The organism is Segnochrobactrum spirostomi (genome assembly GCF_009600605.1).
Classification (GTDB): domain Bacteria; phylum Pseudomonadota; class Alphaproteobacteria; order Rhizobiales; family Segnochrobactraceae; genus Segnochrobactrum; species Segnochrobactrum spirostomi.
This window is the reverse complement of sequence record NZ_VWNA01000001.1, coordinates 1,505,203-1,528,571: the sequence shown is the minus strand read 5'-3', so window position 1 is coordinate 1,528,571 and position 23,369 is coordinate 1,505,203. Positions and strand designations below refer to the sequence as shown.

Here is a 23,369-nt window from a genome sequence, read left to right as displayed (position 1 = left end):
CGGACGGGGTTCGGTTGGTGTCGCGTCAGTTCATGTTCATGCCGGGCATGGAGTCCGAGTGGCCGGAATGGCCGTCGGCCTTCGCGCCGCCGTGCTCGGGACCCTTGGCGCCCACCGCCTCGACCTTGAATTCGACCTTCACCGTGCCGGCATGCTGGAAGACCAGGGTTCCCGGCACCAGGGTGCCCTGCTTGAGGGGCTGAGCGAGGCCGACGAACATGACGTGGTAACCGCCCGGCGCGAGCGTCACCTTGCCGCCAGCGGGGATGTCGAGCCCCTCAACCTGCCGCATCTTCATGACGCCGTTGTCCATCGACATCTCGTGGACCTGGAATTCCTTGGCGCCCTCGAGGGAGCCGCCGACCAGACGGTCCGCGGTGTTGCCGTGATTTTCGATGGTGACGAAGCCGCCGCCGATCTCGGCGCCCGGTGGCGTCGCGCGGGCCCAGGGATGTTCGATGACGAGGTCGCCGGCCTTCACCTCGTGGGCCGTCGCCGGGACGGGGAGGACGGCGAGAAAGCCGGCGAGGGTGATCGCCGACAGGACGGAAAGGGTGGCGGCGCCGAGCATGGCGCGCAGACGAGCTTTCATGACGTGTTCCTTATGCGGAGACGGGCGCCCGCGCGCGTGGCCGGGTCTCGCCTGTCTCGAACGATCGGGGATTTTGAGAAGACGGGGGCGTCAGGCCGCCGGCGGGCCCTGGGAAAGGCGCGGCAGCCGCAGCCGTGCCAGCGCCGGACGCTGCGGCTGCGACAGCGAGAGATCCGCGGTCCAGGCGATCCAGGCGCGGGCCGAGAGGGCCGGGGGCTGCGGCAGGATCAGGGGGGCGCCGAGGGCGCAATCGTTGCAGCAGGCGTGCCGGGCGAGGTCAGCCGGATCGTCGCCTGCGCCACCGGGGTGGCAGATCGGAATGACGACGTCGCCGATCACCAGGGCGGGAACGGGGAGACTCGCGGCCAAAGCGATACCGCGCCCGAGGCCCGCGATCATCAACGCGAGCGTCAGGACGAGGGCAAGCGCGCGCCAAGGCGCAGACGACCGCGGTCCGACCATGACGCCATCACGCCGCCAGGGTGTGCCGGGTGTCAATCCCGTCGAGGGTCGCAGGGCCCTCGGATGCGCCCCGCCGCTCGCTATATTGGCCCGAAGGGGAAGACGGCCGGGGACCTTCTGGTGCGAGGCGGGTGGGGCTTGCGCGAGGCTTGGCCGGACACTCGCTGGAACCGTTCCAGAATGGCTTATGAAATTCTTATCAGTTGCCGTTGCGGAAAGACGCTCGATATCTTCCAATGGGTCTTGCAAAGGCCTGTCGGTCTAGGAGGAAACGATCATGAAGTGGACGAAGCCCCGCATCGTCGAGATCTGCCTCGGCATGGAAATCAACAGCTACGAGTCCGGCGAGCTTCCGCCGGAAGTTTGAGGTCCGCGAGGTCCGGGCCGCTGAGGCTCGGGCCCCATGGGTCCGTGGTCGAGACCCGCTCGGGAGCCATGCAGCCATGCAAGCGATCCTGATCGGTTCGGCCGCCGGTGGCGGCGTTCCGCAATGGAACTGCCGCTGCCGCATCTGTTCGCTCGCACGGTCGGGCGATCCGCGCGTGACCCCGCGCTCCCAGTCAAGCCTCGCGGTTTCCGCGGACGGGCTCCGCTGGGTCCTTCTCAACGCCTCTCCCGATATCCGCGAGCAGATCGCCGCAACGCCCGAGCTCCAGCCGCGTGACGGTGCCGGCGGCAGTCTGCGCGGCTCGCCGATCGCCGCCGTGGTGCTCACGAACGGCGACGTCGACCATGTCGCCGGGCTCCTGAGCCTGCGCGAGCGCGAGCCCTTCGCCCTCTATGGCAGCGCCGAGACGCTGCGGGCGGTCTCCGCCAACAGCGTGTTCGACGTGCTCGCGCATGATGTGGTGACGCGCAATGTGTGCGCCCTCGGTGAGGCGTTCGAGCCCATAGACGATCTTACCATCGAGCTCTTCGCGGTGCCGGGCAAGGTGCCGCTCTGGCTCGAGGACGAGAGCCTTCAGATCGGCGCGGTCGGCGAGAGCACGGTCGGTGCCTCGATCCGGGCGAACGGCCGCCACTTCGTCTACATCCCCGGCGCCGCCGCGGTGACCGCGGACATCGTCGCGCGCTGTCGGGGTGCCGATCTCCTCTTGTTCGACGGCACCTGCTGGTTCGACGACGACATGATCGCCGCCGGGGTCGGCGCGAAGACCAGCCGGCGCATGGGCCATCTGCCCATCGCCGGAGCCGATGGCTCGATCGCGGCGCTCGACGGGCTCACGGTGAGCCGCAAGGTCTTCACCCACATCAACAACACCAATCCGGTGCTCATCGACGGGTCCGACGAACGCCGTGCGGCGGAACGGGCCGGATGGGACATCGGCTATGACGGGATGCGCTTCGCCTTCGCGCCGCAGGCCGAGGACCGTCCCGTCGCGCTCGAGGAAACGCCCTGATGAACATGCCCCTGCCGCCGCTTCAGCCGAGCCAAGAGCTCCTCTCGCCGGAGGCGCTCGCCGCCGCGCTGCGGCAGATCGGGGCGGAGCGCTACCACAATCTCCACCCCTTCCACCGCCGCCTGCACAACGGCGAGCTGACGCTGGATCAGGTCCGGGCGTGGGCGCTGAACCGCTACTATTATCAGGCGATGATCCCCATCAAGGACGCCACCATCCTGGCCCGGATGGACGATCCGGCGCTGCGCCGGGTGTGGCGCCAGCGCATCGTCGACCATGACGGCGAAGAGGGGCAGACGGACGGCCAGGCGGGGGGCATCGATCGCTGGCTGAAGCTCACCGACGGGCTCGGCCTCATCCGCGACGAGGTGATCTCGACCCGCCACATCCTGCCGGCGACCCGCTTCGCGGTCGAGGCCTACGTCCATTTCGTGCGCGACCGCACTTTGCTCGAGGCGATCGCCTCGTCGCTGACCGAGATGTTCAGTCCGCAGATCATCTCCGAGCGCGTCTCCGGCATGCTCGCCAACTATTCCTTCATCTCGGAGGAAACGCTCGCTTATTTCGGCAAGCGGCTGACCCAGGCGCCGCGCGACGCCGACTTCGCCCTCGCTTATGTGCAGCGCCACGCCGTGACCCTCGAGACGCAGGCGGCGGCGCTCGCGGCGCTGCGCTTCAAGTGTGACGTGCTGTGGTCGCAGCTCGATGCGCTCGAACACGCTTATGTCGATCCCGGCCTGCCGCCGCCGGGGGCGTGGCGACCGGGCGAGCTCCTGGTGCCCGGAGCGGCGCGGTGATCGCCCTCGTCGCCTCCGACGTGCCGAAGCTGCCGCGCGGCGTCCGCCTCCAGGCGGATGCGGCGCGCGGCCGTCCCGTCCTGCTCGCGCCGGAGCGCGCCTTCGAGCTCGACGAGCCGGCCGCGCACGTGCTCGCGCTCGTCGACGGCAAGCGTACGATCGGCGACATCGTCGCGGCGCTCGCCGTGACGTTCGACGCGGCGCCGTCCGAGATCGAGCCGGACGTGATCGCGATGCTCGAGGATCTCGTGGCGAAGAGGGTGGTGGAGCGATGAACGCGCCGGTCAGTCCCGAGAACGCCGCGTCCGCCCGGCCGAGCCTGCCGGGACCGATCGGCATGCTCGCCGAGCTGACCCATCGCTGCCCGCTGAGCTGCCCCTATTGTTCCAATCCGCTGGAGCTCGACCGCCGTTCGGACGAGCTCGACACCGCGGCCTGGAAGCGCGTCTTCTCCGAGGCCGCGGCGCTCGGCGTGCTGCATCTCCATCTCTCGGGCGGCGAGCCGACGGCGCGTGCGGACCTCGTCGAGCTCACCGCCCACGCCGCCTCGGTCGGGCTCTACACCAACCTCATCACCTCCGGCATCGGCCGCGCCAAGGCGATGCTGCCGGCGCTCGCGGACGCCGGGATCGACCACGTCCAGCTCTCGCTCCAGGGTGCGGAGGCGGCGTCGGGCGACCACATCGGCGGTCTCGCCGGCGGGCACGCCCAGAAGCTCGCCTTCGCCGCGGAGGTCGGCCGCCTCGGCCTCGCCCTCACGGTGAACGCGGTGATCCACCGCGCCAACATCACCGAGGTTCCGGCGATGATCGAGCTCGCGGTGGCGCTCGGCGCCCGGCGGCTCGAGATCGCCCACACCCAATATTATGGCTGGGGCCTGCTCAACCGGGCCGCCCTGATGCCGGATCGCCAGGACGTGTCGCGCTCGATCGCGGTGGTCGAGGCGGCGCGGCAGCGGCTCGAGGGGCAACTCGTCATCGATCTCGTGGTGCCGGATTATTATGCCCGTTATCCGAAGGCCTGCATGGGCGGCTGGGCGCGGCGCACCCTCAACGTGACGCCGTCCGGCAAGGTGCTGCCCTGCCACGCCGCGGAGACGATCCCGGGCCTCGAATTCTGGTCGGTGAAGGAGCATTCCCTCGCCGATGCCTGGTTCGCCTCGCCGGCCATGAATGCCTATCGCGGCACCGATTGGATGCCGGAGCCGTGCCGAAGCTGCGAGCGCAAGGAGCGCGATTGGGGCGGCTGCCGCTGCCAAGCGCTGGCGCTGACCGGCGCTGCGGAAAACACCGACCCGACCTGCGAGAAGTCGCCGTTCCATGCCGGCGTCGGCCTGCTCGCCCGCGACGAGGCCGCGCTCGCCCCGCCGCCCTTCGTCTATCGCCGGATCGGCGGTGCGGAGACGCGCGGCGAAGGCTGACCGACAGGCCGCCGTCCCAGGGCTCGTGGCGGCCGGCATGCACCGCCCGCAGTTGCGTCGGCGCAGCGAATGGCTTCATGGTTCGTTTCGCCACCGCGATGCGACGCGCGTGCCCGGGCTCGGGGTGCGTGCGGATCGACAGCGCCGCGGTGGGGTGAAATGCGGGAGGCCGGCCGTTTCCGGGCGGCGAAGTTCAGCCATGTCCGTCTCTGCGAGCCTTCTCCAAGCACTGACCGATCCGATCGTCCAGGCCGGCTCGCTGGCGTTCGCCGGGGCCATGGTCAGCCACATCGTCCTCCGCGGTTATCCACGCGGACGGTTCGCGGGTCAGTTTGCGCTGTTCGTGGCCCTCACGGCCCTGCTCTTCTATCACGGGATCGTTCCCTACGCGCCGACCCCGAAGCCGATCTCGGAATTGCAGAACGTCTTTGTCGGCATCGCCAAGATCATCTGGTGGGTCAATGCGGCGCTCACGCTCGCCGGCTTCGTTCGCGTCTTCCTGATCTTCGAGCGGCGGCCGCGCGAGAGCCAGTTGCTCCAGGATCTGCTCGTCGGCCTCGTCTATGTCGGGGCGACGCTGTCCGTCGTCGCCTATGTCTTCAGCTTTCCGGTCGGCACGCTGATCGCGACCTCAGGCGTGCTTGCGATCATCCTCGGCCTCGCCCTGCAAAGCTCGCTCAACGACGTCTTCTCCGGCATCGCCCTCAATCTCGGCAAGGCCTACGCGGTCGGGGACTGGATCGTGCTCGCCGACGGCAGCGAAGGCCAAGTGCTCGAGACCAACTGGCGCGCCACCTACCTGCTCAACGGCTCCAACGACCTCGTCACGGTGCCGAACAGTTCCATCGCCAAGGCGACCCTCACGAACCGCAGCGCGCCCGCCCGCGCTCACGGATCAAAGGTCACCGTGCGGTTGCTCCCGACCAAGGCGCCCGGCGAGATGTGCGCGGTGATGGCCGAGGTGCTGCTGAGCTGCCAGTCGATCCAGGCCGAGCCGCCCCCTCAGGTCTTCGTGACGTCGATCGACGCGACGGCGATCGTGCTCGATCTGACCTTCCGCGTCGCCGACTTTGCGAACGTAGGTGCGGCCAAGAACGAGATCTTCGACCTCATCTTTCGGCACACCAAGGCCGCCGGCGTGCTGTTCGCCCCGCCCAGCGACTCAGCCTCGCTTCCCCAACCCGGCGCATTTTCCTCTCCGGGGAGATCGACCGCGCTCCGCCTCCTCGACGTGCTGCCGTTGTTTGCGGGCATGAACGAGGAGGAGAAGGAGGCGCTTGCGGCGCGGATGACGCGGCGGAGCTACCGCAAGGGGGAGGTCGTCGGAGAGCAGGGCGTCGCGCTCACCATGCTGATGATCGTCCGCCGCGGCGTTCTGGCGGTGACACGCTCCGAGGGCCAGCGGAGCCGCGAGATCGCCCGGCTCGCGCCCGGCGACTTCTTCGGCGAGATGGGCCTGCTCACCGGCGAGGGCGAACGCGGCACGATCCTCGCCCTTACGTCGGTGGTGGTCTACTCGATCGATAAGGAAAGCTTGGCGCCTCTCATCCACGAGCGGCCCTCCATCGCCGAGGAGATCGGAGCCGCCTACACCCGCCAGTTGGAGATCGAGCGGCGCCGTCTCAATCCGCACGCCGGGGAGGGCGACGCCGGCAACGGCAGCACGCTCGCCGAACGCATCCGGCATTTCCTCCGCATGCCGCCGGGCTGACCGCGTCCGGCGGTGCGTTGCCGGCGACAGGCGCCAATCAGAACCCCGCTTTGATCTTCTCGAACTCGGCGATCATCTTCTGGCGGAGCTCCGTCGGCAGCGGCGACTGGAACAGCGTGTTCGCCGTGAAGCTCGACACGTCCGCGTAGCCCTTGGCCTTGAGGATCGCCGGGTCGACCTCGGCCATACCCTTGGCGTTGGAATGGCCGTAGCCCCAGGATTCGACGAGGTAGGCGGAGACGCCGGGATCGGTCACGGCGTTGAGGAAGTCGTAGACCTCGCCCTCCGGCGCCGCGCCGTTCTTCAGCCGCACATAGCCGCACACCCAGGTCGAGTGGCCTTCCTTCGGGTTCGGGTTGGTCGCGACCGGCTGGCTGTCCTTGGCGAGCGTCGTCGCCGTCTCGTTCCAGCCCCAGGCGAGGTCGACCTCGCCGCTCGCCATCGCCTGGCTGAGGTCCGTGTTTTCCGTCCAGTAGACGCGCACGTTCTTGTGCACGGCGCGCAGGAAGTCCGACGCCTGCTTGAACTGGGCGTCGGTCATCTTGGTCCAGTCCTTGAGGCCGATGGCGAGGCTCGCCAGCGCATAGGCGTCGTCGACATTGTCGCCGATCGAGACGCGATCCTTGAACTTGGGATCGGCGAACGCCTGGAGCGAGGCGACGTCTTCGGGTTTCACGGTGTCGGTGCGGTAGATCATCAGCGAGTTGCCCCATTCGAAGGGCAGGAACCACGCCGTGCCGTCGGCCGAGGTCATCAGGTTCGGCATCTTGGCGATGCCGGGCAGGATGTCGTTCCAGTTCTTGAGCTTCTTGGTGTCGAGCGGCTCGAGAAGCCCGGCGTCGCGCCATTTGTTGACGCTCTGGGAGCAGGGGTGGGCGAGATCCGCCTTGAAGCCGGAGCGCAGCTTCTGGAACGCCTCCTCCTCGTCGCCGAAATAGGAGAAGGTCGGCTCGGTGCCGTGCTCCTTCGTGTAGGCGGGGTGGAAGGCGGGGTCTTCGTAGCCGGCCCAGTCGAAAACGGTGAGGTTGTCGGCCCGGGCGGCGACCGTTGCGAGCGGCTGCGCCAGGATCAAGGACAAGGCGGAGACGAGAAGCGCGGGGAAGCTTCGGGAGCCGAACGACGTCATGGCCTTCGCCTTTCTGGAGGGGTCGCTAACGGGGGAGGGGGCCTTCCCGCCCGATGTGCCGGGGGAAGAAGGCGACGATGCATTCGATCGCGGCTCCGTGGGCGGCTTCGCGGCTGAGCTTGCCGTTCATCATCAGCCTGAGCCACAGCCCTTCCATGGTCGAGCAGATGGCGAGGGCGGCATCGAGCGGCTCATAATCGTAGCCGCCGTCGACCTTGAGCTCGGCACAGAGCTCCTCGAACGTGCGCTGATATTTGAGGTCGCGGGCGCCGCAGAGCGAAAGGTAGGTCGGCCGCGACTTGGCCTCGCCCCAGAAGGCGCACCAGGCGGCGAGCTTGCGCCGCGTGCAGATGCGGCGGTCAAAATCGGCGCCGACCAACGCCCACATCCGCTCGGCCGCGCTGGGGCCGGCCTTCTCCAGGGCCTCGTTCCAATGGTCGGCATATTCGTCGGCCATGTATTGGAGCGTGGCGACGAGCAGGTTCTCTTTGGTTTCGAAGTGGAAATTGACGATGCCGCGCGACAGCTTCGCGCCCTCGGCGACGTTGGCGAGGGTGGTGTCGGAGTAGCCGCGCTTGGCGAGCGAATCGATCGTCGCCTCGATGAGCTGCAACTGGCGCGCTTCCTTCGGCGCCTTGCGAACCTTGCGGTCTGAGAGAACGGTGGCGGCCTGGCTCATCGCGGTCGGGTGTTCCTGCTCGAAGATCGGTCGGGTCGGTCCGCGCGTCCCGTTCGCGCCGGACCCTCGCCCACCATTGGCCGACCGCTGTGGCCCTCGCAATGCCTTGCGCGCCGCCCGCCGTCGCAACCGGTCTCGCGAGGGGGCTGCGAACCCGCCGCCGGGGCCTCCGGAAAGGCCCGCCGCGCTGCCGTGTCCGATGCGTGCCGGAACCCTCATCGCGGCCCGTCCTCGCCGACGCCGATGACCTGAGCCGACTATAGCGCGGGCCGTCGGGTGCACAAGTCACTTGCTGGATATTCAGCCAAAATATATGGACAAGCGACTGTGCCGTATGCATCATTTCCGAATGTTGCGGAGAGGCCTATGAAGCTCTGGGACGTGGTGATCGTCGGCGGCGGCCACAATGGGCTCGTCGCCGCCTGCTATCTTCAGCGGGCCGGCCTCGACGTTCTCGTCGTCGAGAAGAATGCCTGGGTCGGCGGCGCGGCGACGAGCCGGCGGCTCGCCGAGGACGTCACCTATTCCAACTGTTCCTATGTGTGCTCGCTGTTCCGCTCCGAGATCATGCGCGATCTCGAATTGCCGCGGCACGGGCTCCAGGTGATCGGCTACGAGGGCGGCGCGGTGCTGACCCGCTCCGGCGGCTACCTCGCCTCCTACCGCAACCACGACCAGCACCGCCGTGAGTTCGCCCGCTATTCGGCGCGGGACGCGGAGGCCTACGACCGCTATGCCCGCGACGTGACGCGGCAATGCCGCTTCATCCAGCCGCTGCTCCTGCGCACGGCGCCGGATCCGTTCTCCTTCAAGCCGCGCGACCTTCAGGAACTCCTCTTCCTCGCCCGCAAGGTGGGCGACTTGAGCGCGGCGGAGTTCGCCCGCACCGCCCGCTTCTGGACGATGTCGATCGCCGATTTCCTCGACGAATATTTCGAGACGGAGGTCATCAAGGCCTATCTCGCCTTGTCCGGCATCATCGGCACCGCGCTCGGGCCGATGTCGCCCGGCACGGCCTATGTGCTGCTCCACCATTATATGGGCGACGTCGACGGCTCGGTCGGCGCCTGGGGTTATGCGCGCGGCGGCATGGGGGCGATCACCCAGGCACTGGCGTCCTCGTTCCAGGCCGCGGGCGGCACCATCCGCACCGACAGTGAGGTGGCCTCGGTCAAGGTCCGCGGCGGGCGCAGCGAGGGCGTCGTCCTTGCCGGCGGCGAAGAGGTCCGCGCCCGTCTCGTGCTCTCGAACGCCGACGTGAAGCGCACCTTCCTGAAGCTCGTCGACGAAAAGGAATTGCCGCCGCCGTTCCTCGACCGGGTCCGCCATTTCAAGATGCGCGGCTCCTCCGGCAAGGTGAACATCGCCCTCGACGGGATGCCCGACTTCCCGGCGCTGCCCTCCGGCTCCACCGCCGTGAAGGGCGATCTCCACTTCACCGACACGGTCGAGCGCATCGAGCGGGCCTACGACGATTGGAAGGCAGGACGCTGGTCGGCCGATCCCTTCCTCGACGCCATGATCCCGACGACGCTCGACCCGACGCTCGCGGCGCCGGGCAAGCACTTCATGAGCTGCTTCGTGCAATATTGCCCGCCGAAGGTGGAGGGGCGCGACTGGACCGACGCCGACCGCGACGCCTTCGCCGAGACGGTGGTGAGCCAGATCGCCGACTATTCCCCGGGTTTCCGGGACCGCATCCGCCACATGGAGGTGCGCACCCCTCGCGAGCTCGAGGCGGAGGTCGGCCTCACCGAGGGCAACATCTTCCAGGGTGAGCTCACCTTCGACCAGCTTCTGTTCAACCGCCCGGTGCCCGGCTACGCGCAATATCGCACGCCGATCAAGGGACTCTATCTGTGCGGGTCGTCCACCCATCCCGGCGGCGGCGTGATGGGCGCGCCCGGCTACAACGCCGCCGCCGAAGTCCTGCGCGACCTCAAGCGCTCCCGCCAACACATGAGCCCGGCCCATGACGTCCTCTAACGGAAAGACGTCCTATGATGCGGTGGTGATCGGCGGCGGCCACAACGGGCTCGTCGCCGCGGCGATGCTCGGCCGGGCCGGCCGGCGGGTGCTGCTGGTCGAAGCCCGCGACGTGCTGGGCGGCGGGGCCGGCACCCACGTGTTCCACCCGGGCTACAAGGTCAACAGCCTCGCCCACCTGATGAACCGCCTCGCCCCGGAGGTCGAACGGGCGCTCGGGCTCGACCTCGCCGATCTCGGCACGAGCCTCGCGCCCACGGTCGCGCTCGATCCCGTGCGGGGACCGGTCGTGCTCGGCGGCGCCTACGGCGACAGCCTGAGCGGGGTCACGCCGGACGAGGCCGGCCGCTTCGCCGCGCTGCGCGCGCTCCTGATGTCCCAAGCCGACCTGCTCGCCCGCTTCCTGGCGCGGCCGCCGCCGATGCCGGGCGAGCTATCCCTCGGCGACGCCGTCGATCTCGGCAAAGCCGCCGTCGCGCTCCTCAAGCGCGGCCGGTCGGCGGGGCGCGACTTCGCCCGCATGCTTCTCACCAACATCGCGGACGTGGTGGACGAGCATCTCGACGACGATCGCCTGAAGGGCCTGCTCGCCTTCGACGCGACCCTCGGCATTCATCTCGGGCCGCGCTCGCCGACCTCGATCGTGGGGCTCTATTACCGTCTCGCCGGTTCCTGCCTCGGCGCCCGGGGCGGCCAGATCGTGCCGCGCGGCGGGATGGGTGCGGTCACCGCTCACCTCGCGGCTGCGGCCCGTCAGGCCGGCGTCGAGATCCGGACGGGAGCCCCCGTGGCCGCGATCGCGGCCGACCGAGGGCGGGCGTCGGGGATCGTGCTGCCCTGGGGCGCGCGCATTGCTGCACCGCTGATCGTCTCGGCGATCCACCCCGTCACCACGCTCCGCTCGCTCCTGCCGCCCGGTGCGATCGACATCGGGCTCGACCGCGCCGTCTCGCACATCCGCAGCCGCGGCGACGCGGCGAAGCTCCACCTCGCCCTCGATGCTGTCCCGGCCTTCGTCGGCGTCCCGGCCGAGGCGGCGCGGGGCCGCCTCGTGGTCGCGCCCTCGGTCGATCATGTCGAGCGCGCCTTCAACCCGGCGAAATACGGCGATTTCAGCCCGGACCCGGTCATCGAGATCACCCTGCCGAGCCTGACCGATCCGACCTTCGCGCCACGGGGCGGCGCCGTCCTGTCGGCGATTGTCCAATATGCGCCCTACGACCTCAGCGGCGGATGGGACGCCCGCCGCGACGCCTTCCTCGAGACCGTGCTCGCGACCCTCGAGCGTCACGCGCCCGGCCTTCGCGGCTCTATCGTGGGCGCGGAACTGCTGCTGCCGCCCGACATCGAGGCGCATTTCGGCATGCCCGGCGGTCACTGGCACCACGGCGAATTGCAGGTCGATCAGATGATCTTCAACCGCCCGGCGTTCGGCGCCTCCGGCTACGAGACGCCGGTGCCTGGCCTCTATCTCGCGAGCGCCGGCAGCCATCCGGGCGGCGGCGTCTCGGGTCTGCCGGGCTACAACGCCGCCCGCCGTGCCCTCGCCAAGGAGACGGCAGCATGACCCGCGCGTTCGACCGCAACCGTCTCGCGGACGCCAAGCCGGCGGTGCTGGCGCCGCTCGCCGAGACGCCGTTCCATCCCCGCCTCGCCGCGCTCGCCCTCACCAACGATTGGTACGATTGGGCGGGGTTCAAGGCACCGGCTTCGCTCGCGGACGAGGAGCTCGAATATTTCGCGATCCGCTCGACGGCGGCGCTGTTCGATCTCTCGCCGATGACGAAGTACTGCATCGCCGGGCCCGACGCGGAAGCCTTCCTCAATCGGCTGACCCTGCGCGACGTCTCGAAGCTTGCCGTCGGCCGGGTCCAATACACCGCGTGGTGCGACGACGAAGGCCATGTGCTCGACGACGGTACGCTGTTCCGCCTCGGCCGCGACGCCTTCCGCCTGTGCTGCCAGGAGCGTCATCTGCCGTGGCTGCTCGACGGCGCGGCGCGCTACGGCGTCACCATCGCCGACGAGACGGAGGCGGTCGCCGGGCTCTCGCTGCAGGGGCCGGTCTCGTGCGCGCTCCTGCGGGCGGCGGGCTTCGCCGGGATCGAGACCCTGAAGCCGTTCGAGCTCCGGGCCTTCCCGCACGTGGCGGGCGAGGTCGTCGTCTCCCGCACCGGCTTCACCGGCGATCTCGGCTACGAGCTGTTCTGTCCGGCTGAGGAGGCTCTCTCCCTGTGGGATCGTCTCGCCGTCCACGGCGAGCGCCACCGGTTGCGCGTCATCGGCTATTCGGCGCTGAACCGGGCGCGCATCGAGGCGGGCTTCATCGTCGCCAACGCCGATTTCATCACGGCCGACACCGCGCTTCGCGAGGACCGCGTGCGCCTTCCCGACGAGATCGGCCTCGACTGGATGATCGATCCCGCCAAGGAGAGCTTCAACGGCCGCCGCGCCATCCTCGCCGCGCGCGAGACGGGGCGGCTGCGTCACGCCCTCGTCGGCCTCGAGATCGAGGGCTCGGTGCCGGCGCCGCTCGCCATCGTCTATCACCGCCGCAAGCGCGAGGCGGGTCTCATCACCGCCTCGACGTGGTCGCCGTTTCTCAAGAAGACGATCGCCATCGCGAGCCTGGAGCGGCCTTTTGGCGTGGGCGTCGTGGACGACCTCTGGACCGAGATCTACGCCCTCCACGAGCTCGCTTATTCGAAGCTCATGAAGCGGGTGAAGATCGTGCCGCGGCCGTTCCTCAGGCTGCCGCGGCGCATCGCGACGCCGCCGGCCGACATCTGACGGCACGGCTATGGGCGAGACGTTCGGTGAAGACGATCGCGAGCACTGGCGGCAGATCCTGATCCCGGCCGGGGAGCCGTGGTCCGGCCGCGCCCGCTATGCGGCGGCGATGCGCTTCCACCTCGCCGGCGCGATGGAGGCGGAGGTGCTCGAGATCTACCGCATCTGCTCGCGGCTCGACGACGAAGACCCGCTCGACGCGCTGCGCGCCTACCGGATCGGCGCGCGCTGGATCGAGGAGGTCGAGCGCCGGCGGGCTCAGGCTGGTCGCGGCTCGTCGGAGAGCAGCACCATCGCGCCGGGATCGTAGCCGAGGCGGATATCGGCCCCGACCGGCAGATCGTCCGCCCCGAGGCCGTTCTTCTCGATGAGGGTGAGCGCGCCGGGCACGCCTGCGGCCGTGACCTCGAGGTGGGTGACCTCGCCATAATAGACCCGGCTCACCACGGTCGCCGTGAGCGCATGGGGGCTGTCCTCGCCCGGCCACAGGATGCGCAGCCGCTCCGGGCGCAGGCCGATCGTCGCCGGTCCGGCGGGGGTGCGGAATCCATCCGGCTTGGCGAGCCGGAGCCGGCCGAACGCGCCGCTCGCCACGGTCAGATGCGCCGGCTCGTCGGCGACGATCTCGGCCGCGAGGCAGTTCACGCCGCCGAGGAAGGTCGCAACCGCGCGGGTGAGAGGGCGCTGGTAGATCTCCTTCGGCGTCGCGATCTGGGCGATGCGCCCGCCGAACATGACGGCGATGCGGTCGGAGAGGGCCAGCGCCTCGTACTGGTCGTGGGTGACGAGCACGAAGGTGATGCCGACCGCCTGCTGGAGCTGGCGCAGCTCCACCTGCATCTCCTCGCGGAGCTTCTTGTCGAGGGCGGAGAGCGGCTCGTCGAGGAGGAGCACCTTCGGCCGCAGCACCAGCGCGCGGGCGAGGGCGACGCGCTGGCGCTGGCCGCCCGACAGTTCGTGCGCCTTGCGCCGGCCGAGCGGCCCGAGGCGGACCTGTTCGAGGGCCGCGTTGACGCGCCTTTTCTCTTCGTCGGCGCCGAGCCTGAGCTTCTTGAGCCCATAGGCGACGTTGTCGAACACGTCGAGGTGCGGGAAGATCGCGTAGTTCTGGAACACCATGTTGACCGGCCGCAGGTTCGGCGGCACGCCCGTCACGTCGCGCCCGTCGATCGCGATCGAACCGGACGTCGGATGTTCGAAGCCGGCGATCGAGCGCAACAGCGTGGTCTTGCCGCAGCCCGACGGCCCGAGCAGCGAGAAGAACTCGCCGGCGTGGACGTCGAGCGAGATGTCGGCGAGCGCCTGATAGGTGCCGAACGTCTTGTTGACGTTGCGGATCTCGATCATTTCGGAGGTCATGACGGGGCTCCCGCGGCACCGAGACGGCGTTCCGCGCGCCGGCGGATCGCTTCCGCGGCGACGAGCAGGACGACGGACACGACGAGGATGATGGAGCCGAGCGCGAGCACCGAGGGCAGGCGCGCGGCGAAGCGCAATTGGCCGAAGATGTAGACGGGCAGCGTCGGTTCCGCGCCCGACAGGAAGAAGGCGAGGATGAACTCGTCGAGCGAGATCGTGAAGGAGACGAGCAGGCTCGACAGGATCGCCGGCGCGACGACGGGCAGGATGACGCGGCGGAAGGTGCCGGCCGCCGTCTCGCCGAGATCGCGCGAGGCCTCCTCCAGAGACGGGTCGAGATTGAGGAAGCCGGCGGTCAGCACCGACATCGCATAGGGCAGGCAGAACACCGTCTGCCCGAGCGCGACCGCGATGAGCGAGGCGGACAGGCCCGCCCCGAGCACGATCGTCAACAGCGACACCGCGACGATGATCTCCGGCAGGAACAAGGGCGACATGATGAGGCCGGAGGCGAGGCTGCGACCGGGAAAGCGGTGGCGGGTCAGCGCGCGCGCCGCCGGAACCGCGAGGAGGGTGGTCAGCAGGGCCACCGACAGCCCGACCGCGACGCTGTTGCGGGCGGCGTGGAACATCTCGGCGTTCTCGGCCGCCATGGCGTACCACTTGGTGGTGAACCCGGCGAGCGGCAGTGCGGGTGCGGCCGCGTTGTTCAGCGAGAACACCGGGATCACCAGGATCGGCGCGTAGAGGAACACGAAATAGAGGGCGACGTAGCCCGACAGCCATCCCGAGCGGGTGCGCATCACCGGAGCCTCCCTGTCACCGCAGCCGCCGCGCCGCCTGCTTCATCACGAACACCACGAGGGCCGCGCTCAAGGAGACGGTGACCATCGTGGTGACGGAGAGCGCGGCGCCGAGGGGCCAATTGTTGCCCTTGCCGAACTGCGCCTCGATCGCCGTGGCGATCATCATACCGTCCTTGCCGCCGACGAGCTTCGGCGTGACGTAGTCGCCGACGGTCGGGATCATCACGATCAGGAAGGCGGAGATGACGCCCGGCATCGAGAGCGGCAGCGTCACGCGCAGGAAGCTGCGCAAAGCCCCGTCGCCGAGATCGCGGGCCGCCTCGAGCAGGGAGCGGTCGATCTTCTCGAGCGAGACGAAGATCGGAATGATGGCGAACGCCGCCCAGGAATGGACGAGGGCGATCAGCACCGAATTGGTGTTGTAGAGGAGCGAGGTCAGCGGCTGATCGACGAGGCCGGCCCCGATCAGGGCGGTGTTGAGCACGCCCTTGTAGCCGAGGATGACCTTCCAGGCCATGACGCGCAGCAGGTAGCTCGTCCAGCAGGGGATGGTGACGAGGAACAACAGCAGGTTCTTGCGCGCGCCGCCGTGGGCGTGGATGAACCAGGCGACCGGATAGGAGAAGGCGACGGTGAGCGCGCTCGTCGCGAGCGAGATCCACAAGGAGCGGGCGAGCAGGTCGCGATAGATGGGATCAGTTAGCGCCGCTGCATAATTGTCGAGGGTGAAGGTCCGCTCGATCGTCAGATAATCCTGCCGCCACACGCTGTAGAGCAGCACGATCAGGATCGGCAGCGCGAGCAGGGCGATCGCGTAGAGGAAGGCCGGCGAGATCAAGAGGAGCCCGGCGCTCCGGCTCGTCAGCGCGCGGCCGCCGCGGGCGGCTGCATCCGGCGCGGCGCGCGCCTTCGGAGGTCGATCGGCGGCCGATCGCCCGGTGCCCGCGCGCTCCGGCTGGGCCTCCGTGAACGCTGATCCCATCGCATGTTCCCCGAAGGCACTTCAGCGCGCCTTTCTTGGAACCAATGGAATGCGCAAAATGGCATTGAGATCAAGTACTCATTCTGCGATATTTGCTGAACGGACATTCAAAATCGGCGCCGCCGCGCGAGCCTTCGTGCGGCGGTCCGAGTGGCGCGGAGGGCCCTCATGGCGGCGAAGGCGATCGACATTTCCGCAACCGGACGCGATCAGGCGGCCGAGGCGGCGGATCCCCGCGACGCGCTGGCGCGCGACCACCTCGTCCAGCCCTGGCCGGTCGCGGGCTCGATCGGCGCGGAAGCCCGTGGCCGCATTCTGGCAGGCGACGGGCTCTACGTCACCGATCATCTCGGCCGCCGCCTGATCGACGGCCCCGCCGGCATGTGGTGCGTGAACGCCGGGCACCGCCGGACGGAGCTCGTCGATGCGATGGCGACCCAGGCGATGGAGCTCTCCTACAACTCGCCCTGGTACACCACCAACGACGCCTCGGCCGACCTCGCGGTCCGCCTCGCCGGCCATGCGCCGGAGGGGCTCGACCACGTCTTCTTCACGACCGGCGGCTCCTCGGCGGTCGAGACCGCGCTGCGCTTCATGCAGTTCCGCAACAACGTGCTCGGCCGACCGGACAAGAAGCTGATCGTCTCCCGCGAAGGCGCCTATCACGGCGCGTCCTATCTCTCCGCCTCGCTCAACGGGCGGCCGCGCGACCAGGACTGGATGGACAGCGCGACCGACCTCGTCGTGAAGCTCTCGTGTCCGAACCCGTTCCGCCGGCCGGCGGGTGTCGCGGCGGCGGATTTCACCCGCTTCCTCGTCGAGGAGTTCGAGACCCTGATCGCCCGCGTCGGCGCCGAGCGCATCGGCGCCTTCGTCGCCGAGCCCATCCTGGCGTCGGGCGGTGTGATCGTGCCGCCGGACGGCTATCTGCCGGCGATGGCGCAGGTCTGCGCCGACCACGACATCCTGTTCATCGCCGACGAGGTGGTGACGGCGTTCGGCCGCCTCGGCGAGGTGTTCGCATCCGCCTCGCTCGGCCTGAAGCCGGACATGATCACCTTCGCGAAGGGGGTCACCTCGGGCTATTTTCCGCTCGGTGGCGTGATGATCGCCGACCGCCTGTTCGAGGATCTGCGCCGCTCCAACCATCCGGACGCGGTGTTCGCTCACGGACTCACCTATTCGAGCCATCCGATCGGCTGCGCCGTGGCGCTGAAGAATCTCGATCTGCTCGAAGGCGGCCTGCTCGCCCACGCCCGGGCGATGGCGCCGCACTTCCAGGCGGCGCTGAAATCTCTCGAGGACCTGCCCTTGGTCGGCGAGGTGCGCGGCCGCGGCCTGATGGCGTGCATCGAATGTGTCGCCGATCCCGTCAGCAACAACCCGCTGGCGCTCGACCTCGAGGTCGGCAAGCGCATCGACCGCCATTGCCAGGAGCTCGGGCTCCTGGTGCGTCCGCTCATCAACATGTGCGTCATGAGCCCGCCGCTCATCATCGAGCGGCCGGAGATCGACCGCATGGCCGACATCCTGCGCCGCGCCATCCGCATCACCCAGGACGAACTCGCCCGCGAAGGCCTCTGGGGCCGCGGATAGGGGGCGGGATCGGGGAGGGTCCCAGAGCTCGCTCCCGAAGCGCTCGCCGTGCCCTTCTCCCCTCCGGGGAGAAGGTGCCCCGAAGGGGTGGATGAGGGGTCTATTCCCTTATTATATATGCGCTTTTTGTTTGGCCGCCGGTACCTGCGAAGGCCCCTCATCCGGGCCTATCGGCCCACCTTCTCCCCGCTTACGGGGAGAAGGAACAGCGGCAAGGCTGATATTCATAGGCGTGGCGAGGCCGCGTCATGGGGCGCCACGGGCGCAAGAGGGCTGGGAACCTCGACCCCTCCGTCGTCATCCCCGCCCTTGTGGCGGGGACCCAGGGGCGGAGAGCGAAGGGTTAGGGGCATGCGCCACCCTCGCCCTCATTCCGCCGGCGTGGTCACCGCTGCCTCGGCCGCCCCGGCGCTCGCGCCCGCGGCGAGGGTCGCGTTGACGGCCGCCATGTCGCGTTCCGCCGGCGGCTCGTCGAGGGTGACGACGGGCAACAGCGCGCGGATATGGTCGTGGTGGGTGCGCACGCCATATTCGAGGTCGGACAGGAAGAAGCTCGCGAACGCCTTCGAATTCATCGCCTCATTCGACCAGATCGTCAGTTGGACGTCCTCGGCCTGGGTGTCGCGGTCGATGCGGACGGCGAGATAACGGGCGAGCCGGCGGCGGCGGTCCTCGTCCGGATAGCGGTAGACCGCGCCGCGCAGCAGCGTCTCGCCGGTCGAGAGCGGGAACTCCTGGTAGAACTGCACCGCTTCGGGCGTGACGGCGAGGACGCCGTTGGGAAACATCCCATAATAGATCCACGCTTTGTCGAGCGGCGCGGGCAGCGGCACGGCGGGCGTCGAGAGCTTCACATAATGGCGCACGCTCCAGCGCCGTCCGGCATGGGGATTGAAGGTCGCGAACGAGCGGCAGACGCCGTTGACGAACGGCGTGTCGAAATAGGTCGCCCCGTAGAGGTCCTGGAGCGCGGGATGAGCCATCGCGACGTGGTAGCCTTCGTTGTCGACGTCGCGCACCGATTTCCAATTGACCGGGGAGAGCTGCGTCCAGACGCCCGCGGTCGGCACGAGGTCCTCCGTGCGGTAGTGCGCGAGTTCGGGGGCATAGACAGCCAGCGTCTCGGCGACGCTGCGCTGCGGCCCCGGCTCGAAGCGGATGAACACGAAGCCGAGGAAGACCTCGCATTCGATCGGCGTCAGACCGTAGGCGACCTTGTCGAGCGGCGGGAACGTATCCGGCCGCGCCGGGCCGCGCAGGGTGCCGTCGAGATTGTAGACCCAGCCGTGGAACGGGCAGACGAGGGCGTTGCGGCAGGTGCCGGTCTCGTCCGCGACGAGGCGCGAGCCGCGGTGGCGGCAGATGTTGTGGAAGGCGCGGATCACGCCGTCCTGACCGCGCAGCACGAGCGCCCGCTCGCCGACGATGTCGAGGGTGAGATAGGCGCCGGGCTTGTCGATGTCGCTGACATGGCAGGCGATCTGCCAATGGCGGCGGAACAGGTGCTCCTTCTCGAGCTCGAGCAAAGCGGGGCTGTGATAGGTCCAGCCGGGCAGCCCGCGCCGATCCCAACCCGCCGGCGGCGCCGCGGGGCGAACGAACTCGTTCATCGCTTCCCTCCGGTCAATTATTTGCTGAACGTACATTCAAGTTTGGCACCTTTCTTATTTGAAGGCAACGGTTTGGGATGGTGCCGTATAAGGCATTGGTGCCGCTGCGGTGCTGCTGCTCGGGTGGTGCGGTGACGGGTCGCTTGCCTGGAGACCCGCGGTGAGAGTCGCCCGCCTGGCGGCCTATCGGGGCGCGGGGGCGCACCGGAGCTTCTGCGTGTTGGTAACGACTCGATGAGGTGGCGGTTCACGCCCTCTCCGACGTCCTCCCCGGGCTTGACCCGGGGACCCAGGGGCCGCGAGCTCCGAGCGTGCCGCCCCTGGGTTGCCGGCACAAGGCCGGCAATGACGGCGGAGAGGGTGGGTACGCGCGGTAGGCCCGCGTGGTCCGTCCACGTGGGGCACAGTCTTCGTCGGCGGCATGAGCGAGAAGCACATGACCGGCGGATGAGGGGCTCTATAGCTCTGATATCGAACGGCACTCATGTTTCGGCCGGCCGTTCGAGTCACCAGATCGCTTGGCCGTGCATCGAGTGGTCGCGATGCGCCGATGAGAGGCCGCGCCGGCCGCGAGGGCCGGCGCGGCTGTCGTCAGGCGTTGGCCCAGACGTCCTGGTGATAGCGCCCGTCGGCGTCGAGGCGGGCGATCGCGGCGTCGCCGCCGACGATGTCGGTGAAGGCCTTGCGGACGTCGGGGGCCATGCCGCGGGCGTTGCCGCAGACGAACACCGAGGCGCCGGCCGCGAGCGTCTCCGCGACGAGCGGGGCCTGGGCGCGGATCAGATCCTGCACGTAGGTCTTCGGCTGGTCGGGCAGCCGGGAGAAGCCGACCGCGAGCAGGGAGAGGGTGCCCTCCTTCTCGTAGCCTTCGAGCTCCTCGCGATAGAGATAGTCGGCCTCGCTGCGGCAGCCGAAGAAGAGCAGGCTACGGCCGACCGCGATGCCGCGGGCGCGCAAAGCATGGCGCTCCTGCAGAAATCCGCGCAGCGGCGCGAGGCCGGTGCCGGGGCCGACCAGGATGATCGGGGCGAGAGGATCCTCGGGCAGGCGGAAGGTGCTGCCGGTGTCCTTGACGACGACGCGCAGGGTCGCGCCTTCCGCGGTGTCGGCGAGGTAGGAACTGCAGAGGCCCTTGCGATCGACCCCGTCGGCGCCCTTGAAGTGCTGCACGCCGACCGTGATCGAGCAGTGCTCGGGCGACAAAAGGGGCGACGAGGAGATCGAATAATAGCGCGGCTTCAGCGTCGGCCGCACCGAGAGCAGGGTCGCGAGGTCGAGCCGGACCGAGGGCACCTCGGCGAGGAGGTCGGTCAGGCGCGGCTTGCGGCCGCCGACGAGGCCGGGGACGTCGGCGAGCCAGGCCTGGAGGCGCGCCTTGTCCGGCGGGCAATCGGCGGTCTTCGCCCAGGCGCGCAGGTCTCGGCGCGTCACCGGGCCGGTGAGATCGACATAATTCGCGAGAAGATCGCCGACCGCCACGGGCACGCCGAACGGCAGGCCCTGATCCTCGGATGCGGCCGCCCCCGCCGGGGAGAGCACGACGGTCGCCGACAGATCAAGCCGGCAGCGCTCGGCGACGGCGGCGACGACATCGGCCGCATTGTGGGGAAACACGCCGAGATGGTCGCCGGCCTTGTAGCCGATCCCCGCCGGGAGCGTGATCTCGAGATGATGGGTCGAGGCGGACGAACCCGCTGCCTGCAGTTCGCGGTTCACCGTGACGGGGGCCAGAAAGGAGTCCTGCTCGAGCCTCGTGCGGTCGGCAAAGGTGTGCGCCGCAGGTCCCGCCAGATTGGCGTTGTCGACGCGGACGGTCGGGGCGAGGTCGTCGACCTCGGCGGCCGGCGCCGCCGATGAGCCGGTGCCGACGGCGCTCCAGAACGCTTGCGTCCATGCCTCGACGGCGCCTTCGAAGTCGCCGTCTGCATCCGCCACGCCGATCTCGACGATGGGTTCGCCACCGAGCGCCTGAAGGCGCGTATCGATCTCCTTGGGGAACTTCTGGAAGGTCTGGTGCCATTGGCGGTTGCCGCAACCGAGCACGGCATAGCGGACGCCGTGGTAGGTGTCGGCAGGCGCGTCGGCGATCGCCTTGGCGAAGGCGGCGGCGTTGTCGGGCGGCGTGCCGTTATAGGTCGAGGTGACGATGACGACCGGGCCGTCGGTGGGGCAGGGCTGGCCGGCTTGCTCGTCGAGCGCCCGGAGTACCGGCGCATAGCCGCGCTGGCCCGCCTGCTGCGTCAGAGCCACGGCGATGTCGCGGCAGCTCCCCATATTGGAGCCGTAGAGCACGAGCATCGGGCGGCCCGGGCCGCCCCCCGGGCCGGCTTCGACAGCGACGGGGGCCGCGACGGCGGACGGCGCCGTCTTCGCCGGGAAGCGCCCCTTCGTCTCCGGGCGGCGCTCGACGACCATGTCGAGATGATCGGGCTTGATCGTCAGGGTCTGCTTCTCGCGCAGCACATATTTCGGATCGAGCGGCTTGGCCACGAAACGCTGGGCGAAGCGGGCAAGGACCATCTTCGCTTCGAGCAGCGCGAACTGGAACCCGATGCAGGCGCGCATGCCCATGCCGAACGGATGGTAGGCGTCCGGATGGCGCGCCGCCTCGGCCTCGGGGAGGAAGCGATCCGGATCGAAGCTGTCGGCGTTTTCGCCCCAATAATGCGGGTGGCGGTGAAGCACCTGCAGGGAGAGGCCGATCTTGTGGCCCGCCTTGAGCTGGTAGCGGCCGCCGATCGTGGTGTCGCGCATCACCTGGCGCATGATCATAGGCGCGGTCGGCGTCAGGCGCAGGGCTTCCTTGAGCACGCGCTGGGCATAATCGAGCTTGGCGCAATCCTCGTAGGTCGGCCGGTAGGAATAATCGCGGCCGAGCACGGCATCGGCCTCGGCGATCAGCTTCTCCATCACCTGCGGGTTCTTCCAGAGGTGGTAAAGGGTGTAGCTCAGAAGGCCGCTGGTCGTCTCGTGGCCGGCGATCAGGAAGGTGATGAGCTGATTGCGGATGTTGCTGTCGGGCAGCTTGAGCCCGGTGATGCGGTCGGGCGTCGTCAGCATGATCTGGAGCAGGTCGGTCGGCACCGGCTCGCCCCGTTCCATCGCGGCGCGGCGGTCGCGCACGATCGCATCGACCTCTTCCATCAACACCTGGTTGGCGGCGTCGCGCTCGCGGTGAGCCTCCCGATAGAAGATTTCCGGCAGCACGCGGCTCTGCGCCGCCATGGCATCGCTCAGCACCACGTTCATCGCGGCCACGAAGGGGGGCAGTTCGGCGGCGCCGATGCTGCCGTAGCGCTTGTTGAACGCTGCATAGGAGATCGCCTCGAACGTCATGCGCGTCATGAGGTCGGTGGCGAGGAAGCTCTGGCCGGGCTCCAGCGCGTCGAGGTACGCGAGCAGGTCGTCCGAGACGGCGAGAATGCGGCCGTAATAGTTCTTGAGCGCCGATGCCCCGAACGCGGGCGACAGAATGCGATGGGCCTGGTGCCAGATCGGGTCGTTGTCGCTCGAGGTGAAGAGACCGTTGCCCGCGCCCTCGCGCGACAGCGTGGCGAGGCCGTTGCGACCGGAGATGATCTTCGCGAAGATGTCGGGATTGTTCCGCACTTCCGAGACCATTTCTGCGTCGGAACAGAAATAGATCACGGCGCCCGGCGCCTTGAAGGCGACGAGATCGCCGAATTCCGCATGCATATGGGCGATCGAGGCCATCATGCCGTCGGCGCGGCGGAATTCCGGCAGATTGCCGACGAACGGGTAGCTCCTCGGCCCCGGCACGGGGATGATCTCGCTCGCCCCAGCCGCGGGCGATTGACCCGCCGCGAGCCGCAGGCGAATGCCGCCAGGTAGGCTGTCATCCACGGCGACTGCGATGCCGTCCTCCGTTTCGAAATGGGGCTCCGCGTCCGCCTCGAGGCGCGCGGCCTGCTTCAGGGCGGCGACCACCGCCTCTCGCGACGCGCCGGGGAACCAGCCGGCCCGCACGGAACCGGTCGGCAGGAGGAGTTCCACGGTCTTCATGGAGGGAGCGGCGGTCTCTGACATGGATGG

The 23,369-nt window shown here is 68.9% G+C and carries 20 protein-coding genes; 11 read left to right on the top strand and 9 right to left on the bottom strand.

All coding sequences use genetic code 11. The features are described from left to right. Nucleotides 1-25 precede the first annotated feature (25 nt). Both F0357_RS06850 and F0357_RS06845 read right to left on the bottom strand, forming a co-directional pair. A complete protein-coding gene (locus F0357_RS06850) occupies nucleotides 26-592 on the bottom strand; it encodes a copper chaperone PCu(A)C (RefSeq protein ID WP_153479663.1) in 567 nt (188 codons plus the stop codon). 90 nt (nucleotides 593-682) lie between these two features. Next, the gene (locus tag F0357_RS06845) at nucleotides 683-1,054 is read right to left on the bottom strand and encodes a hypothetical protein (protein ID WP_153479662.1); all 372 of its coding nucleotides are present in this window, start codon (nucleotides 1,052-1,054) and stop codon (nucleotides 683-685) included. Nucleotides 1,055-1,331: 277 nt separating this feature from the next. Between F0357_RS06845 and pqqA the strand changes: the two genes are divergently transcribed. The 6 genes from pqqA to F0357_RS06815 all read left to right on the top strand — a co-directional run bounded on the left by pqqA (nucleotide 1,332) and on the right by F0357_RS06815 (nucleotide 6,382). Further along, nucleotides 1,332-1,421: a pyrroloquinoline quinone precursor peptide PqqA gene (gene pqqA / locus F0357_RS06840; RefSeq protein ID WP_153479661.1), complete on the top strand. Its 90-nt coding sequence runs from the start codon at nucleotides 1,332-1,334 to the stop codon at nucleotides 1,419-1,421. 76 nt (nucleotides 1,422-1,497) lie between these two features. Next, on the top strand, nucleotides 1,498-2,454 hold the full coding sequence (gene pqqB, locus F0357_RS06835) for a pyrroloquinoline quinone biosynthesis protein PqqB (RefSeq protein WP_153479660.1): 957 nt from the start codon (nucleotides 1,498-1,500) through the stop codon (nucleotides 2,452-2,454). Further along, nucleotides 2,454-3,251, top strand: a complete 798-nt coding sequence (gene pqqC, locus F0357_RS06830) for a pyrroloquinoline-quinone synthase PqqC (RefSeq protein ID WP_208948247.1) — start codon at nucleotides 2,454-2,456, stop codon at nucleotides 3,249-3,251. The genes pqqB and pqqC overlap by 1 nt, the downstream gene beginning before the upstream one ends. Next, nucleotides 3,248-3,526 (top strand): pyrroloquinoline quinone biosynthesis peptide chaperone PqqD, encoded by a 279-nt coding sequence (gene pqqD / locus F0357_RS25450; RefSeq protein WP_376767786.1) that lies wholly within the window; start codon nucleotides 3,248-3,250, stop codon nucleotides 3,524-3,526. The genes pqqC and pqqD overlap by 4 nt, the downstream gene beginning before the upstream one ends. After that, nucleotides 3,523-4,671, top strand: coding sequence for a pyrroloquinoline quinone biosynthesis protein PqqE (gene pqqE / locus F0357_RS06820; RefSeq protein ID WP_153479659.1), 1,149 nt, complete (start codon nucleotides 3,523-3,525; stop codon nucleotides 4,669-4,671). Before pqqD ends, pqqE begins: the two co-directional genes overlap by 4 nt. A 199-nt stretch (nucleotides 4,672-4,870) precedes the next feature. Continuing rightward, on the top strand, nucleotides 4,871-6,382 hold the full coding sequence (locus F0357_RS06815) for a cyclic nucleotide-binding domain-containing protein (protein ID WP_153479658.1): 1,512 nt from the start codon (nucleotides 4,871-4,873) through the stop codon (nucleotides 6,380-6,382). A 37-nt stretch (nucleotides 6,383-6,419) separates the two neighbouring features. On the opposite strand, the gene F0357_RS06810 is transcribed toward F0357_RS06815, so the two are convergent. Then, a complete protein-coding gene (locus F0357_RS06810; protein WP_153479657.1) occupies nucleotides 6,420-7,508 on the bottom strand; it encodes an extracellular solute-binding protein in 1,089 nt (362 codons plus the stop codon). Nucleotides 7,509-7,533: 25 nt separating this feature from the next. Next, the gene (locus F0357_RS06805) at nucleotides 7,534-8,187 is read right to left on the bottom strand and encodes a TetR family transcriptional regulator C-terminal domain-containing protein (RefSeq protein ID WP_153479656.1); all 654 of its coding nucleotides are present in this window, start codon (nucleotides 8,185-8,187) and stop codon (nucleotides 7,534-7,536) included. A gap of 366 nt (nucleotides 8,188-8,553) precedes the next feature. Between F0357_RS06805 and F0357_RS06800 the strand changes: the two genes are divergently transcribed. From F0357_RS06800 to F0357_RS06785, 4 genes are read left to right on the top strand one after another with little or no spacing between them, the layout of a single operon-like run. Next, nucleotides 8,554-10,173, top strand: coding sequence for a phytoene desaturase family protein (locus tag F0357_RS06800; protein WP_153479655.1), 1,620 nt, complete (start codon nucleotides 8,554-8,556; stop codon nucleotides 10,171-10,173). Next, nucleotides 10,160-11,740, top strand: a complete 1,581-nt coding sequence (locus F0357_RS06795; protein WP_153479654.1) for a phytoene desaturase family protein — start codon at nucleotides 10,160-10,162, stop codon at nucleotides 11,738-11,740. Before F0357_RS06800 ends, F0357_RS06795 begins: the two co-directional genes overlap by 14 nt. Continuing rightward, a complete protein-coding gene (locus tag F0357_RS06790) occupies nucleotides 11,737-12,963 on the top strand; it encodes an aminomethyl transferase family protein (protein ID WP_153479653.1) in 1,227 nt (408 codons plus the stop codon). Before F0357_RS06795 ends, F0357_RS06790 begins: the two co-directional genes overlap by 4 nt. Nucleotides 12,964-12,973: 10 nt before the next feature. Next, on the top strand, nucleotides 12,974-13,273 hold the full coding sequence (locus F0357_RS06785; protein ID WP_153479652.1) for a hypothetical protein: 300 nt from the start codon (nucleotides 12,974-12,976) through the stop codon (nucleotides 13,271-13,273). Here F0357_RS06785 and F0357_RS06780 read toward each other — a convergent pair. Genes F0357_RS06780 through F0357_RS06770 form a run of 3 tightly spaced genes read right to left on the bottom strand, consistent with a single transcriptional unit; the run spans nucleotide 13,222 to nucleotide 16,110 of the window. After that, nucleotides 13,222-14,310, bottom strand: coding sequence for an ABC transporter ATP-binding protein (locus F0357_RS06780; protein ID WP_153486355.1), 1,089 nt, complete (start codon nucleotides 14,308-14,310; stop codon nucleotides 13,222-13,224). The two genes, F0357_RS06785 and F0357_RS06780, sit on opposite strands and share 52 nt — an antisense overlap. An 8-nt stretch (nucleotides 14,311-14,318) precedes the next feature. Then, nucleotides 14,319-15,125, bottom strand: a complete 807-nt coding sequence (locus F0357_RS06775; RefSeq protein ID WP_153486352.1) for an ABC transporter permease — start codon at nucleotides 15,123-15,125, stop codon at nucleotides 14,319-14,321. 16 nt (nucleotides 15,126-15,141) lie between these two features. After that, on the bottom strand, nucleotides 15,142-16,110 hold the full coding sequence (locus F0357_RS06770; protein WP_153479651.1) for an ABC transporter permease: 969 nt from the start codon (nucleotides 16,108-16,110) through the stop codon (nucleotides 15,142-15,144). 168 nt (nucleotides 16,111-16,278) lie between these two features. On the opposite strand from F0357_RS06770, the gene F0357_RS06765 reads away from it, so the two are divergent. Then, a complete protein-coding gene (locus F0357_RS06765; protein ID WP_153479650.1) occupies nucleotides 16,279-17,706 on the top strand; it encodes an aminotransferase in 1,428 nt (475 codons plus the stop codon). A gap of 368 nt (nucleotides 17,707-18,074) precedes the next feature. On the opposite strand, the gene F0357_RS06760 is transcribed toward F0357_RS06765, so the two are convergent. After that, nucleotides 18,075-19,316, bottom strand: a complete 1,242-nt coding sequence (locus tag F0357_RS06760) for an aromatic ring-hydroxylating oxygenase subunit alpha (RefSeq protein ID WP_153479649.1) — start codon at nucleotides 19,314-19,316, stop codon at nucleotides 18,075-18,077. Nucleotides 19,317-19,907: 591 nt separating this feature from the next. Further along, nucleotides 19,908-23,363: a bifunctional cytochrome P450/NADPH--P450 reductase gene (locus F0357_RS06755; RefSeq protein WP_153479648.1), complete on the bottom strand. Its 3,456-nt coding sequence runs from the start codon at nucleotides 23,361-23,363 to the stop codon at nucleotides 19,908-19,910. Nucleotides 23,364-23,369: the final 6 nt, after the last annotated feature.